The sequence below is a fragment of the Burkholderia alba genome (assembly GCF_034721475.1).
In the GTDB taxonomy this organism is placed as follows: domain Bacteria; phylum Pseudomonadota; class Gammaproteobacteria; order Burkholderiales; family Burkholderiaceae; genus Burkholderia; species Burkholderia alba.
Genome location: NZ_JAWJWL010000007.1, coordinates 240,865 through 255,112 on the forward strand (window position 1 = coordinate 240,865; position 14,248 = coordinate 255,112).

Annotated in this window: 13 protein-coding genes; 3 read left to right on the top strand and 10 right to left on the bottom strand. The window is 68.8% G+C overall.

Going from position 1 to position 14,248, the window contains the following annotated elements:
* Positions 1 to 97 precede the first annotated feature (97 nt).
* The 6 genes from RZR99_RS10560 to aceK form a co-directional block, all read right to left on the bottom strand.
* Positions 98 to 1,378: a dienelactone hydrolase family protein gene (locus RZR99_RS10560; RefSeq protein WP_323119699.1), complete on the bottom strand. Its 1,281-nt coding sequence runs from the start codon at positions 1,376 to 1,378 to the stop codon at positions 98 to 100.
* Between the two features lie 367 nt (positions 1,379 to 1,745).
* Complete coding sequence (locus RZR99_RS10565) at positions 1,746 to 2,180, bottom strand: YchJ family protein (protein ID WP_323119700.1); 435 nt, start codon at positions 2,178 to 2,180, stop codon at positions 1,746 to 1,748.
* A gap of 33 nt (positions 2,181 to 2,213) precedes the next feature.
* Complete coding sequence (locus RZR99_RS10570) at positions 2,214 to 2,891, bottom strand: SDR family oxidoreductase (RefSeq protein ID WP_323119701.1); 678 nt, start codon at positions 2,889 to 2,891, stop codon at positions 2,214 to 2,216.
* 26 nt (positions 2,892 to 2,917) lie between these two features.
* Positions 2,918 to 4,111, bottom strand: coding sequence for an acetyl-CoA C-acetyltransferase (locus RZR99_RS10575; RefSeq protein ID WP_323119702.1), 1,194 nt, complete (start codon positions 4,109 to 4,111; stop codon positions 2,918 to 2,920).
* The gene (gene can, locus RZR99_RS10580; RefSeq protein WP_323119703.1) at positions 4,098 to 4,868 is read right to left on the bottom strand and encodes a carbonate dehydratase; all 771 of its coding nucleotides are present in this window, start codon (positions 4,866 to 4,868) and stop codon (positions 4,098 to 4,100) included. Before can ends, RZR99_RS10575 begins: the two co-directional genes overlap by 14 nt.
* A gap of 37 nt (positions 4,869 to 4,905) precedes the next feature.
* Entirely contained in the window at positions 4,906 to 6,714 is a 1,809-nt protein-coding gene (aceK, locus tag RZR99_RS10585) for a bifunctional isocitrate dehydrogenase kinase/phosphatase (RefSeq protein ID WP_323119704.1), read from the bottom strand.
* Positions 6,715 to 7,007: 293 nt separating this feature from the next.
* Here aceK and RZR99_RS10590 point away from each other — a divergent pair, with 293 nt between their 5' ends.
* Complete coding sequence (locus RZR99_RS10590) at positions 7,008 to 8,087, top strand: MBL fold metallo-hydrolase (protein ID WP_323119705.1); 1,080 nt, start codon at positions 7,008 to 7,010, stop codon at positions 8,085 to 8,087.
* A gap of 175 nt (positions 8,088 to 8,262) precedes the next feature.
* Here the strand turns inward: RZR99_RS10590 and RZR99_RS10595 are convergent, their stop codons facing one another.
* The 4 genes from RZR99_RS10595 to RZR99_RS10610 form a co-directional block, all read right to left on the bottom strand.
* The gene (locus RZR99_RS10595; protein WP_323119706.1) at positions 8,263 to 9,780 is read right to left on the bottom strand and encodes an amino acid permease; all 1,518 of its coding nucleotides are present in this window, start codon (positions 9,778 to 9,780) and stop codon (positions 8,263 to 8,265) included.
* Between the two features lie 127 nt (positions 9,781 to 9,907).
* The gene (locus RZR99_RS10600; protein ID WP_323119707.1) at positions 9,908 to 10,372 is read right to left on the bottom strand and encodes an Lrp/AsnC family transcriptional regulator; all 465 of its coding nucleotides are present in this window, start codon (positions 10,370 to 10,372) and stop codon (positions 9,908 to 9,910) included.
* 84 nt (positions 10,373 to 10,456) lie between these two features.
* Positions 10,457 to 11,215 (bottom strand): dimethylarginine dimethylaminohydrolase family protein, encoded by a 759-nt coding sequence (locus RZR99_RS10605; RefSeq protein ID WP_323119708.1) that lies wholly within the window; start codon positions 11,213 to 11,215, stop codon positions 10,457 to 10,459.
* A gap of 190 nt (positions 11,216 to 11,405) precedes the next feature.
* Positions 11,406 to 11,837: an Lrp/AsnC family transcriptional regulator gene (locus tag RZR99_RS10610; protein WP_323119736.1), complete on the bottom strand. Its 432-nt coding sequence runs from the start codon at positions 11,835 to 11,837 to the stop codon at positions 11,406 to 11,408.
* Between the two features lie 200 nt (positions 11,838 to 12,037).
* Between RZR99_RS10610 and RZR99_RS10615 the strand changes: the two genes are divergently transcribed.
* Both RZR99_RS10615 and ctlX read left to right on the top strand, forming a co-directional pair.
* Positions 12,038 to 13,114 (top strand): ornithine cyclodeaminase, encoded by a 1,077-nt coding sequence (locus tag RZR99_RS10615; protein WP_323119709.1) that lies wholly within the window; start codon positions 12,038 to 12,040, stop codon positions 13,112 to 13,114.
* A gap of 35 nt (positions 13,115 to 13,149) precedes the next feature.
* Positions 13,150 to 14,082, top strand: a complete 933-nt coding sequence (ctlX, locus tag RZR99_RS10620) for a citrulline utilization hydrolase CtlX (RefSeq protein WP_323119737.1) — start codon at positions 13,150 to 13,152, stop codon at positions 14,080 to 14,082.
* Positions 14,083 to 14,248 lie beyond the last annotated feature (166 nt).

Consider the following 14,248-nt stretch of genomic DNA (forward strand, 5'->3'; position numbering starts at 1 on the left):
GCCCGCGGAAGACGACGGCAAAGCGGCGCCACCCGCCGGACGGACTTCGGGCGACAGCCGGGAAAATACGGGGGAAAAAAGAGGATCGAGCAGTGCTTCAGCGGCTCGCGAGCGCGTGGGCGGCGGCGAGGTCGGCGCGAGTGGGGCCGGTGTCGGTATCGGCGGCGGTCTGGGCCGGGCCGTCGTGCCACACGACCCGTTCGTTGACCGCGTACAGGCGGCAGGACCCTGTCCCCTGTTTTTTGCAGTTGTCGAGCGCGAGCGCCATCGGATCGTCGCCGCCTTCGGCCCACGACCACGCGCCGCCGTCCGACACCGCGAACGCGCGGCTCGGGCGCTGGCTCAGGAAGTGGCGATAGCCTTCGCGGCCGGCGTCGTCGACGAACGGCACCGCGTTGACGGCATCGATCGAGGCGTAGCCGCTGGCATTCGGTTCACGCGGACTGGCGACCGCGTAGCGCACGGTCGTCGGCATCCGCAGCTGCGCGAGGAACGCGCTGACGGGCGGCCACCAGATCGGCACGCCGTCGCGGTCGACGATGATCCGGTGCGCGTCGTCCTTGTAGCGGCCGAAATCGACGAACAACGTGCTGGCGCCATGCGCCATATACGCATCGCGCAGCTCGCCGACGAGCGCGGGCGACCAGACCGAATCGTTGTCGCCGTACAGCCACAGCGACGGCACGTGCGTTTCGGAGCCGTAGGTGTCGAACGCGCTGACGAGATTCTTCTGCCAGTCCTCGCACAGATCCTGGCGCAGGCCGCCCGAGAAATTGATGATGCCTCTCACGCCGCGCGCGGCTTCGGTGCCGTAGGCGAGCGACACCATGCCGCCGTGCGAGGTGCCGGCGACGACGACGTGCCGCGCATCGACGTACGGCTGCTTCGCCATGTAGCCGATCGTCGCCTCGACGTCGCGCGCCTGCGCGAGCCCGTTGCGTTCGACGTCGCAGCCTTCCTGCACGTAGCTGCCGCCCGAGCCGGCGAAGCCCTGCCGGTTCGGCGCGACGACCGCGTAGCCGCGCCGCACGAATTCGCGAGCGAACGACAGCGGACGGCTGCGCGGCTGATCGTGCAGGTCGCCGGGGTTTTTGCCGTGATTGAAGACGACGAGGGGGAACGGGCCGGGGCCGTCGGGTTTGAAGATGGTGGCTTCGAGCGTGACCGTGCCGGCTGTGTCGACGGGAATGCGCACGACCTGTTCGTTCAGATCGGCCGCGACTTGCGGCAGCCCCGAATCGCCGTAGTCGAAACGCTCGGCGTGGGCCAGGGCGCCGCCCGGATCGGCGGCAGCGGCGGCGGCCGGCAGCGGGTCGGCCTGAACGGCCGACAGCGCGCATGCCGCTATCCATCCCACCAGAATCTTGCTGAACGCCATCTGCCGCACCTGCTGAACCGGTTCACTCGAATGTGCCCCATCGTAGCCCGACACTTTCGAGTTGTGCAATGCGGGAGTTACCCGGCGTTCGTTACACGGCATTCGCGATCGCATCGCCGACTCGGCGGTCGCTTACATTCCGGCCGCTATTACGCCGGAAAGCTTGCCCGGGGTGCAACGAGCGACGCGTTCCTGGCGTGTTGCGGGAGTCGGGCGGAGATGAAGAGGTGGCGGAGTGTGCCGGCCGGTGTGGCACGGGGCCCACGAATCGGGCCGATGCCGTGCGTTGAGATGGGGGCGGTCTGCTGAACCACCGAACCGCCGCGACGCGCGCAGGAGGCAGGGTTGCCCCGGAGGCGAGCCGGCGCTAGCGGTCGCTCACATCGCCGTCGACATAGCGCCAGCGGCCGTCGCCGTCGCGCACGAAGCGGCTCGTTTCGTGCAGGCGGTGCGCGCGACCGCCGACCTTGTAGCGGGCGACGAACTCGACTTCGGCGTGGGTGTCGTCGAGGGGCGTATGGCGCTTGATCGACAGGCCGAGCCAGCGCGGCGCGCCGTCGCCGTCGGCATCGAGGTCGGCCGGGCAGGTGCGCGTATCCCAGGTCGCGCGCAGATAGCGGGTGTCGCCGAGTACGTACGCGCTGTAGCGGGAGCGCATCAGTTCGAGCGCGGTGGGCGCGGCCGCGCCGGCGTCGATGAAGCGCCCGCAGCAGTCGGCGTAGCGCGGCGCGCCGGCGCCGCCGGGCGGAGGATGAAGGGCGGCGCCGCCGCACGGGCAGTCGAGAGGTCGGGAAGCGGTCATGCGTTCATGCGTGGCGGGGAAGGCGGCGCGGGCTTACCAGCCCAACTCGACGCCGTCGTACTGGAAGAAACGGCCGTTGGCCTGCTCGCGATCGCCCGCGGCCTGCGCGATCACGCGGCGCATGCCGGTGACGCTGGTCTCGGGATCGATCGCGGCCTGCGCGCCGCCCATGTCGGTGCGCACCCAGCCCGGATGCAGCGAGATGCAGGCCGCATGGCGGGTCTGCAGCGACGCGACGCGCACCGCGTCGTTCAGTGCGGCCTTGCTGGCGCGGTACAGCCAGCCGGTCGTGCCGGTCGCCTCGCTGATGCTGCCCATCCGGCTGGACACCGCGGCGAGCACGCCGCGGGTGTCCTCGACGAGCGGCAGCAGGATCGGCAGCAGCTGCATCGGGCCGCGCACGTTGGTGTGCATCACCGCGTCGAAGTCCTCCGCCGTGATCGTCTCGACGCCGTCGGTGCGCGGGCCGTACACCCCCGACACGAGGATCGCCGCATCGAGCCGCTCGCCGTCGAGCTTCCAGCCGAGCGTCGCGATCTGCTCGGGCTGTGCGATGTCGAGCGCGTGCGCGTCGGCGCCGAGCGCCTGCAGCGCCTGCAGCGCTTCGCCGTCGCGGGCGGTGGCGATCACGTTCCAGCCGTCGCGCTTGTACTGGCGGGCGAATTCGCGGCCGAGGCCGCGCGATGCGCCGACGATCAATACGGTTTTCATCGAAGGACTCCTGCCGGTCAGGGCGGTTAGATGAGTTCGATCCCCATCGCGGTGGCCTCGCCGCCGCCGATGCACAGGCTGGCGACGCCGCGCCGGCCGCCGCGCGCGCGCAGCGCGCCGATCAGCGTGACGAGGATGCGCGCGCCCGAGGCGCCGATCGGATGGCCGAGCGCGCAGGCGCCGCCGTTCACGTTCACCTTGTCGTGCGGCAGGTCGTGATCCTTCATCGCGGCCATCGCGACCACGGCGAACGCTTCGTTGATCTCGAACAGGTCGACTTCCGCCGCGCGCCAGCCGTTCTTGTCGAACAGCCGGCGGATCGCGCCGACGGGTGCGGTGGTGAAGCGCGACGGCTCCTGCGCGAAGGTCGAATGGCCGACCACGCGGGCGAGCGGCTGCGCGCCGAGCCGTTCGGCGGTCGACGCGCGCATCATCACGAGCGCGGCCGCGCCGTCGGAAATCGACGACGCGTTCGCGGCCGTCACCGTGCCGGTCTTGCTGAACGCGGGCTTGAGCGTCGGGATCTTCTCGGGGTTGGCCTTGAACGGCTGCTCGTCGAGCCGGACGATCGTGTCGCCCTTCTTGCCCGCCACCGTGACGGGGGCGATTTCCCAGGCGAACGAGCCGTCCTCGTTGGCCCGCTTCGCGCGCGCGAGCGACTCGATCGCGAACGCATCCTGCGCCTCGCGCGAGAACGTGTACTGGCCCGCGCACTCCTCGGCGAAGGTGCCCATCAGGCGGCCCTTGTCGTACGCATCCTCGAGCCCGTCGAGGAACATGTGGTCGAGCACCTGGCCGTGGCCCATGCGCATGCCCGCGCGGGCCTTCGGCAGCAGGTACGGGGCGTGGGTCATGCTCTCCATCCCGCCCGCGACCAGCACGTCGGCCGAACCGGCCGCCAGCATGTCGTGCGCGAACATCGCCGCGCGCATCCCGGAGCCGCACATCTTGTTGATCGTCGTGCAGCCGGCGCCGAGCGGCAGGCCCGCGCCGAGCGCCGCCTGCCGGGCGGGCGCCTGGCCCTGGCCGGCGGGCAGCACGCAACCCATCACGACCTCGTCGATCTGTTCGGGCTTGAGTCCCGAGCGTTCGAGCGCGGCCGCGATGGCCGCCGCGCCCAGCTGCGGCGCGGTGAGCGCCGCGAAATCGCCCTGAAAGCCCGCGATCGGCGTGCGCGCCGCCGCGGCGATGACGATCGGATCGTGATTAACAGCCGTCATGCTTCGTCTCCTTGATGGTTTTTCCGATGAGTCCGGCGGCGCCGGCAAGCTTCGCCGCATCGGCCGCCACCATGTCATTGTCCGCCGAATGCGCGCGCTTTGCCGATACGCCGTCGACGCAGCGGCGATAGGTCGCCTCCAGCGCGTCCGCTTGCGACACCGCCATCCCGAGGTTGCGCATCCGGCCGTCGTGCACGCCGTAGACGAGACCGTGCACGGTGAGCGCCTGGCCGCGCGCCCATGCATCGCCGACGATCGTCGTGCGGCACACGTTGACGACCTGTTCGATCGCGTTCAGTTCGATCAGCCGGCGGTAGCGCGCCTCGCCGACCGGCCATTCGTCGAGCAGCCCCGCGTGCTTCTCGCGCACGTCCTGCACGTGGTGCAGCCAGTTGTCGGCGAGGCCGACGCGGCGGTTCAGCAGCGCCGCGTTGACGCCCGAGCAGCCGTAGTGGCCGACCACCATGATGTGCTTGACCTTCAGCAGATCGACCGCGAACTGGATCACCGACAGGCAGTTGAGGTCGGTGTGCACGACGACGTTCGCGATGTTCCGGTGCACGAACACTTCGCCGGGCGGCAGGCCGATGATCTGGTTGGCGGGCACCCGCGAGTCGGAGCAGCCGATCCACAGGTATTCGGGCGCCTGCTGATCGGCGAGGCGCGAGAAGTATTGCGGGTCGTCTTCAAGCTTGCGCTTGACCCAGGCGTCGTTGTTGTCGAACAGATGGGACAGCGGATTGTCGGTCGTATTCATCGCGGTGAGTGTCCGTGAGAGGCAGGTTGGGTGCGCGTCAGGCGGCGCGCTTGGCGCCGTCCGCGGCGGACGTTCCGTCGAAGCGTTCCGGGTAGCGGACGCTGAAACGCAACGCCGTGTCATAGGCGAAGAAATCGGGCAGCTCGCCGCGCAGCAGGTGATCCTTGCTGTCCTGCCACAGCGCCGGATCGAAGAAGTCCGCATGATGCCTGAGGAACGCGTCGCGCACACGCGGCTCGCCGAGCAGGAACGGCCCGTAGGTTTCCGGGAAGATGTCGTGCGGGCCGACCGAATACCAGGGTTCGCCCGACAGTTCGTCCTCCTCGTTGCGCGGCGGCGGCACGCGCCGCACGTTGCAGTCGGTCAGGTACTCGATTTCGTCGTAGTCGTAGAACACCACGCGGCCGTGGCGGGTCACGCCGAAATTCTTGTACAGCATGTCGCCCGGGAAGATGTTGGCCTTGATCAGCTCCTTCACCGCGTTGCCGTATTCCTTCACGCCGTGGTCGACCTCGGCGTCGCTGCCGTTCTGCAGGTACAGGTTGAGCGGCACCATCCGGCGCTCGATGTACAGGTGCTTGATCACGAGATCGTCGCCCTCGTATTCGAGCAGCGACGGCACTTCCTTCTCCAGCTCGCGCACCAGCGCGTGATCGAGCCGCGCGACCGGCAGCGCGACGCTCGAATATTCGAGCGTGTCGGCCATCCGGCCGAGCCGGTCGTGGCGCTTCACGAGCTGGTACTTCTCCATGATCTGCGCGCGGGTCGTCTCCTTCGGCGGCGGGAAGTTGTCCTTGATGATCTTGAAGACGTACGGAAACGACGGCAGCGTGAACACCAGCATCACGAGCCCCTTGATGCCGGGCGCGACGATGAAGCGGTCGCTCGAATGCGACAGGTGGTGGAGCAGGTCGCGGTAGAACAGGTTCTTGCCCTGCTTCTGCAGGCCGACCGACGTGTAGATCTCCGCTTTCGGCTTGCCCGGCATGATCGTGCCGAGGAATTCGACGTAGGCGGACGGCACGTTCATGTCGACCAGGAAATACGAATGGGAGAAGCTGAAGATGATCTGCAACTGCTCGCGGCGCAGCAGCACGGTGTCGAGCGCGAGCACGCCGGGGCGCAGGTGGCGCACCGGCACCGCGAACGGCAGCACGCGGTCGCCGTTGATGATGCGGCCGATGATGTACGCGGTCTTGTTGCGGTAGAACAGCGACGACAGCACGTGGATCTGGAAATTCACCGCTTCGCTGAACGTGCCGAATTCGTCCTGGATCGCCTGCATCACGCAGCCGATGTCGCGGCCGAGATCCTCGAACGGCGGATCGAGCTGGAAATTCGTCACCACCCGCTCGAGCGTGGCGGCGAGGCCGCCGCCGCCCGGGTAGTACGCGCGGTAGGTCGGCTTCGCCGCGGGTTCGTCGTTCTCGATGTACTCGGTCGAGATCGCCGGGCGCACGAAGATGAAATCGTTGTTGAAGTACGAGCGGTGCAGGATCTTGCAGCACACCGAATTGAAGAAGGTTTCCGCGCACTCGGGCTGGCGGTGCGCGGTCAGCAGGCCGATGTAGTGCAGCTTGATCTGCTGCCAGACGTCGTCGTCGATGTTTTCCGCATCGTATTCGTCTTCCAGCAGCTCCACGCATTCCCGCACGCGATCGTCGTAGGACGTGATGCGCTCGCGGGCCAGCTGCTGCAGCGCGTGCCAGTCGGCGCGCTCGAACAATGCCTTCGCGTCGACCGCCGCGTCGCGGAAGATCCGGTAGTGGCGATCGAAATTCTCGAGCATCGTCTGCGCGACGTCGAAGCCGATTTGCGAGGACAGCAGTTTGGGAAAATGATTCATGTCGCGTGCAGGCTCAGGGGCTGGGAGCACCCGCCATTTTAGCGCCGGCGCGGGCCGGCGCCGCTGCCGGCGGGCGGTCTGAAAAAAACGGCCGAGGTCCGGTTCACGGACGTTCGCCGATGATCGGGGCATCTTCCGGCAATGATCCGCCTTTGGAACGGATTGTGGCGCGAACTTTTTTTGCTGTCCAAGTGCGCCGGATGACGCCCCGGCGCAAGGGGCGCTAGAATCGGTTCCAGCCAGCCGCCGGGCCATCGCCGCGCCCGGCGGCGCACGACGACGAGACGCCCCCGATGAATGCCCTGGAACTCCAACTCGATTATCCGTTCGCCGACACGCTGCCCGCCGCGGGCGAGACGTTCGAGGTCGCGCCCGGCGTACGCTGGCTGCGCATGCCGCTGCCGTTCTCGCTCGACCACATCAATCTCTGGCTGCTGCGCGACGAGATCGACGGCCGGGCGGGCTGGACGATCGTCGATTGCGGGATCGCGTCGGACGAGATCCGCGCGCACTGGGAGCGTATCCTCGAGACGCAGCTCGACGGCCTGCCGGTGCTGCGGGTGCTCGTCACCCACTGCCATCCGGATCACTTCGGTCTTGCGAACTGGCTGTGCGAGGGCGGGGCGCGCAAGCGCTGGAACGTGCGGCTGTGGATGACGCTCGGCGAGTACGCGTTCGGCTGCCTGATGGCGGCCGGCAACGGGTCGAACGCGGGCGGCGCGGCCGCGGCGGAGCATTTCGCGCGCCACGGGCTGACCGATCCCGTCGCGCTCGACAAGCTGCGCAACCGCCGCAGCTACTACTCGGATCTCGTGCCGGCCGTGCCGCCCCGCTACCGGCGCCTGCGCGAAGGCGACACGGTGCGGATCGGCGCGCGCGACTGGCGCGTGGTGACGGGGTTCGGCCATTCTCCTGAACATTGCGCGCTGCACAGCGCGGCGGACGGCGTGCTGATTTCCGGCGACATGGTGCTGCCGCGCATCTCGACCAACGTGTCGGTGTTCGATCTCGAACCCGAGGCGAATCCGCTCGCGCTGTTCCTCGATTCGCTCGGCCGCTACGAGACGATGGCGGCGGACACGCTGGTGCTGCCGTCGCACGGCAAGCCGTTTCGCGGGCTGCGTACCCGCATCGCGCAGCTGCGCGACCACCACGCCGCGCGGCTCGCCGAAGTCCGCGAGGCCTGCGCGGAGCGGCCGATGAGCGCGGCGGACATCGTGCCGATCATGTTCCGCCGCCGCGAGCTCGATATCCACCAGACGACCTTCGCGCTGGGCGAGGCGATCGCCCACCTGCATCTGCTGTGGCTGGCGGGCGAACTGGCGCGCGAGCAGGGCGGCGACGGCGTGCTGCGGTTCCGGCCCGCGCGCTGACGACGGCGGGCGACAAGCCGACTATGTGCCGCACGGATGCATCGATTGCCTCGTCGCGCCGGCGTCCTGTCTCGATCCGGATCGCGCGTCGCTCGCGTTTCGCGTCGCGCCGCCGGGTGTTGCCGGCGGATCGCCCGCGCATGCCCGGCTATCGCGCGCGCACGGCCCGCGCCGGTTACTCCGTGCCGCGTTCGCCCGAGCGCGCGAGCCACGGTGCGATTTCCATGTCTTCGTAACGCACCAGCCTGCCGCGCCGGGCTCGCCGATACCCCAGCCAGATCACCACGAAGAGCGGCACCCACACATAGGTCGATACCACCTCCATCCAGTCGATCCGCGGGGCGAAGAACGCCTGGTAGCCCTGGCCGAGCGCGATCACGAGACACACCGCGAAGGCGAAGGCCGGTCCGAACGGAAACCACTTCGCGCGATACGGCAGCTGCTCGACGCTGAACCCCTGCTTGAGGAGGCCCTTGCGGAACCGGTAGTGGCTGACCGCGATGCCGAGCCACGCGATGAAACCCGTGATGCCCGCCGTGTTGAGCAGCCACAGATAGATGCCCTGGCTGCCGGAGAGCGACGTCAGGAAGCACAGGCCGCCAACCGCCATCGTCGCGTACAGCGCGTTGCGCGGCACGCCGCCGGGCGACAGCTTCGCGAACATCGCGGGGGCGCTTCCTTCGGCCGCCAGGTTGTACAGCATCCGCGTCGCTGCGTAGGTGCCGGAATTGCCGGCCGACAGCACGGCTGTCAGGATGACGAGGTTCATCGCGTCGGCGGCCAGCGAGAAGCCCGCGTGCCGGAACACGAGCGTGAACGGGCTCACGCCGATATCGGTCACGTCGCTTTTCAGCAGGTTCGGGTCGGTATACGGGATCAGCAGCCCGATCACGAAGATCGCCAGCACGTAGAACAGCAGGATCCGCCAGAAAATCTGCCTGACCGCGCGCGGGATCGTCGTGCGCGGATGCGCCGATTCGCCCGCCGTGACGCCGACCAGTTCGGTGCCGAGGAACGAGAATCCCGCGATCAGGCCGACGCTCATCATCGCGCGCACGCCGCCGACGAACGGCGCGTCGCCGGCGGTGAAGTTGCGCCAGCCGACGGCGGGGCTGCCGTGCAGCGCGCCGGCCGCGATCAGCAGTCCGGCCGCGATGAAGGCGATCACCGTGACGACCTTGATCAGCGAGAACCCGTACTCGGCTTCGCCGAACCCGCGCACGGACAGCGTGTTCAGCAGGAAGATCAGCACCAGGAACGCCGCGCCCCACCACACGCCGGGTAGCGCCGGAAACCAGTAGCGCATCACGATCTGCGCGGCGACCAGCTCGACCGCGATCGTGACCGCCCAGCTGTACCAGTAGGTCCAGCCGAGCGCGACGCCGAAACCTGCGTCGACGTACTGGCTGCCGTAGTAGGCGAACGATCCCGATACCGGCACCAGCGCGGCCATCTCGCCCAGCCCCGTCACGACGAAGTACACCATCAGGCCGATCAGTACATACGCGGCGATCGCGCCGCCGGGGCCGGCCTGCGCGACCGACGCGCCGGACGCGACGAACAGGCCGGTGCCGATCGAGCCGCCGATCGCGATCATCGTGATGTGCCGGCCCTTCAGCCGGCGTTGGAGCGTCGTCGCGGCAGGCGCGGCTGATCCCGGCTCCGCCTGCTCCGTCATGCGTACACTGTCCATCGCTTCACCTCGAAGGTTGCCGTCTCGTCCATTTGATTCGGTATTCGAATCGATATGCGTGGCCCGCCCGCTTTGGCGAAGCGGCATCCGATCCATCGGCGCCGCCGCGCTGGCCGGCCTGCGGATGTCAGGCCACGCTGCGCTTGATTGCCTGCAGTTCGGCCGACGTTACGATCTTCTCGATCCGGTAGCGCGGGCTGTCGAGCCAGGCGTTCGCGATCCGGCGGTATTCGTCGAGATCCTCGCAAGCCAGCCGCACGAGAAAATCGAAGGTGCCGCTGACGAGCCAGCAGTCGAGCACGGCCGGATTCGAGCGCATCTCTTCCTCGAACGGCGCCTGCGAGCGGCCGTGATCGGCGAGCACGATCTGCGCGAGCACGACGATCGACTGCTTGTCGCGCGGCGGCTTGATCACCGCGCGATAGCCCGCGATGACGCCGAGCGCCTCGAGCCGTTCCACCCGCGCCTGGCAGGGCCGCGGCGTCAGGTTCACCTGCTCGGACAGCTTCCGGTACGAGATGCGCGCGTCGTGGCGCAGGATGTCGAGAATCCGGAGATCGATCTTGTCGAGTTGCATTTTCTTGTCGGTCATCCGCGCGCTCCGGTCGGGGTAGGGCGCCGGGGCGTCTCCTGTCCCGGCGCGCCACATTATCCGCCGACCCGGCGCGCGACTCCGCTAGAAGCGCAGCGACAGGCAGGTCAGCCCGCCGTCCATCTTGCGGAACTCGCCGGTGTCGAGCACGTGCAGCGGCATGCCGAGCGCGTCGATCTTCTCGTGCACGCGCGGATAGCCGGCGGGCGTCAGCAGCGTGTCGTTGATCCGCAGCGTATTGCATGCGTATTCGTCGGCCGCGTCGATCTCGATGACGCGGAAGCCGTCGAACGCGCGATGTCCGGCGAGCGCCCGGGTGGCGAGCAGCACGTCGTCGCCGAGCGCGTTGACGACCGATTTCAGGTGCAGCCCCGCGCCGACGGGAATCGCCTCGACCGTGTAGCCGTGCGGCGCCACGAGCGCGCCGAACGCCGCGATGCCGGCGGCGTCGGTGCGGCTCGTCAGGCCGATGTAGAAGCGCCGGCCGACCCGCATCACGTCGCCGCCGTCGAGGCGGCCGTCGCGCATCGGCAGCAGCGGGCGGTGCGCGGCGAGCGGCGCGGCGATCGAATCGATCTCGCCGCGCCGCGCGGGCGCGCCGGGACGGGTGATGACCGCGAACTCCGGTGTGACGACCGCGACGTCTTCCACGAAATGCGCATCCGGGAACGCATCGAGCGCGGGCAGTTCGACCGGCTCGACACCGTGCGCGCGCAGCGCTTCGCAGTACGCGTGGAATTGCGTGAGCGTCCGGTCGTAGTCGGGGGCGCCGCTTTGCGCGGTGGTCAGGCCGGCGCCGCACGACGCGGCGGGACGGCGGACGATTGCCTTCGTGAAGTGCATCGGAACTCCTCCTGGGTATCGAGCGGCGCCCGGCACGATGCGCGGCCGGGCCGCTTCGCATTCGGATTCATTATTCGCCGTCAAAATGGAGGGAACGCGTCGATTTCGACTGTGCCCACAGCCGGTTCCGTCGAATTTCAACGCGCCGGCAGCCGATTCGGCGCTCGCGTCCGGCCGCGCCCGATCGCGCTCAGGCCTTGTGCGTCGACAGCAGGATGCTCGTTTCGGTGTTGGCGATGCCGTCGATCAGGCGGATCGCGCCGAGTACGCGGTCGAAGCTCTCCAGCGAATCCGAGGACAACTCCGCGACCAGATCCCAGCGGCCGTTGGTGCTGTGAATCGTGACGACGCTCGGATGGCCGCGCAGTCCCTTGACGATCTCGGCGGCCCGGTTGCCCTGCACCGCGATCGACATCAGCGCGCGAATCCGGTGGCGCTCGACGGTCGGCTTCAGCCGCACCGTGTAGCCGACGATCACGCCGCCCCGTTCGAGCCGCGTCATGCGGTTCTGCACGGTCGCGCGCGCGACCCGCAGGTGCTTCGCGAGCGCGACGACCGGCAGACGCGCGTCGTCGCGCAGCAGCGCGATGAGTTGCCGGTCGATATCGTCGAGCACGATCATGGTGCGGGTCTCCTTCGGGATGGCCACCGGCGGCGGGCGAGCCGGGTGGTAATGGAGCATATTGCCGGTCAGATCTCGCATTTTGCAAAATCTATCGACAAATCTTACGCTCTTGCCGGCTTTCTGTTGGCCGGGGTTTCGGAAACAATGGTCCTGTCGAGCGGCACGCAGCCGCCATTCCACCGATACAGGAGACACCCATGACCCGCTTCCTCGACGTTCCCACCACCGCCAGGCTGATCGCCGATACCGGCGTCGCGCGTGCGCTGGGCGAGCTGGTCGATATCCTGCGCGCCGACTATCTGCGCTGGCAGGATTTCGACAAATCGCCGCGCGTCGCCTGCCATTCGCGCTACGGCGTGATCGAGCTGATGCCCGTCGCCGATGCGCGGATGTACGGCTTCAAGTACGTGAACGGCCACCCGATCAACGCGGCGCGCGGCATGCACACGGTCATGGCGTTCGGCGCGCTCGCCGAGGTCGACACCGGCTACCCGCTGCTGCTCGCCGAGCTGACGCTCACCACCGCGCTGCGCACCGCCGCGACGTCCGTGCTCGCGGCGCGGGCGCTCGCGCGGCCCGGCGCCCGCACCATGGCGCTGATCGGCAACGGCGCGCAAAGCGAATTCCAGGCGGTCGCGTTCCATGTGCTGCTGGGCATGACCGAAATCCGCGTCTTCGACGTGGATCCGGCCGCGACCGACAAGCTGGTACGCAACCTGCGCGCGTATCCCACGCTGAAGGTCGTGCGCGCGGCATCGGTCGCCGACGCCGCGCGGGGCGCGGACATCGTCACGACCGTGACCGCCGACAAGGCCTACGCGACCATCGTCACGCCCGACATGATCGAACCCGGCATGCACCTGAACGCGGTCGGCGGCGATTGCCCCGGCAAGACCGAGCTGCACGCGGACGTGCTGCGCATGAGCCGCGTGTTCGTCGAATACGAACCGCAGACGCGCATCGAGGGCGACATCCAGCAGTTGCCCGCCGATTTTCCGGTGGTCGAGCTGTGGCGTGTGTTGCGCGGCGAGGCGCCCGGCCGCGACGACGACGCGCAGGTGACGGTGTTCGATTCGGTGGGCTTCGCGCTCGAGGACTATTCGGCGCTGTGCTATCTGCACGCGCTGGCGCAGCGGCACGATGCCGGCATCGAGATCGCGCTGGTGCCGGCGGCCGTCGATACGAAGAATCTGTTCGCGCTGCTCGGCGACCGGCCCGCGGTGCCGCTTCGCCCGTCGCCGCGCAGGGAGGACGCGTGCGAGCGCACGCACTGATTCCGCCGGCACGGGCTTTTCGCTTCCGGCCCGCGATGAATCTCGTCTCGATCCAGGCGCCCGCGGGCGTGGTGATGATCCGCCCGCACCGCTTTCTGCCGAATCCCGAGACCGCGGCCGACAACGCGTTCCAGCGCACGGCGGCGACGGGCGACGCGCCGGCGCTGTCCGCGGCCGCTCGCGACGAGGTGTCGGCCGCCGCGCAAGCGCTGTCGGCGGCGGGCGTGCGCACCCATGTCTTCGACGATCACGGCGAGCGCGACACGCCCGACTCGGTGTTCCCGAACAACTGGTTCTCGACGCATCCGGGCGGCCACGTCGCGCTTTATCCGATGTACGGCGAGAGCCGGCGCCGCGAGCGTCGCGGCGACGTCGTCGAGATGCTCAAGGCCGAGTATCGCGTGCAGGACGTGATCGACTACTCCGGCCTCGAATACGACCGGGTGTTCCTCGAAGGCACGGGCGCGATGGTGTTCGATCACGTCGCGCGGATCGCGTATGCCGCGCGGTCGCATCGCGCCGATCCGGTGGCGCTCGAGCGCTTCTGCACGCATTTCAATTTCGAGCCGATGGGCTTCGATACCGCCGATGCGGACGGCCGACCGATCTATCACACCAACGTGATGATGAGCATTGCGACCGATTTCGCGCTGATCGGCCTCGACCTGATTCCCGACCCGGCGCGGCGCGAGGCGATCCGGCGCCGCCTGACCGAGACGGGACGCACGGTGATCCCGCTGGATCGCGCGCAGATCGCCAACTTCGCCGGCAACGCGCTCGAACTGTCCGCGCGCGGCGGCCGGGTGCTTGCGCTGTCGCGGCGCGCGGCCGCGTGCCTCGCGCCGTGGCAGCGGGCGGCGATCGAACGCTCGGCGCGCCTGCTGCCGCTCGATGTGCCGACGATCGAGATGGCGGGCGGCTCCGTGCGCTGCATGCTGGCCGGGATCCATCTGGCGCCGCGCGACTGAAGTTCGACGAAGGTGGGGGCGCCGCGCATCCGGGCGGCGCGCTTTACCGTGGTTGTCGGTCGCCATGCCCCGCGGGAATCCGGGGCCGCGCCCGAGGGACGAGGGCGGCGCACGCCGGGATGGCGCCCGCCCGGTCATACCCGTTGCGTAGGTTCCGAGCGGCATG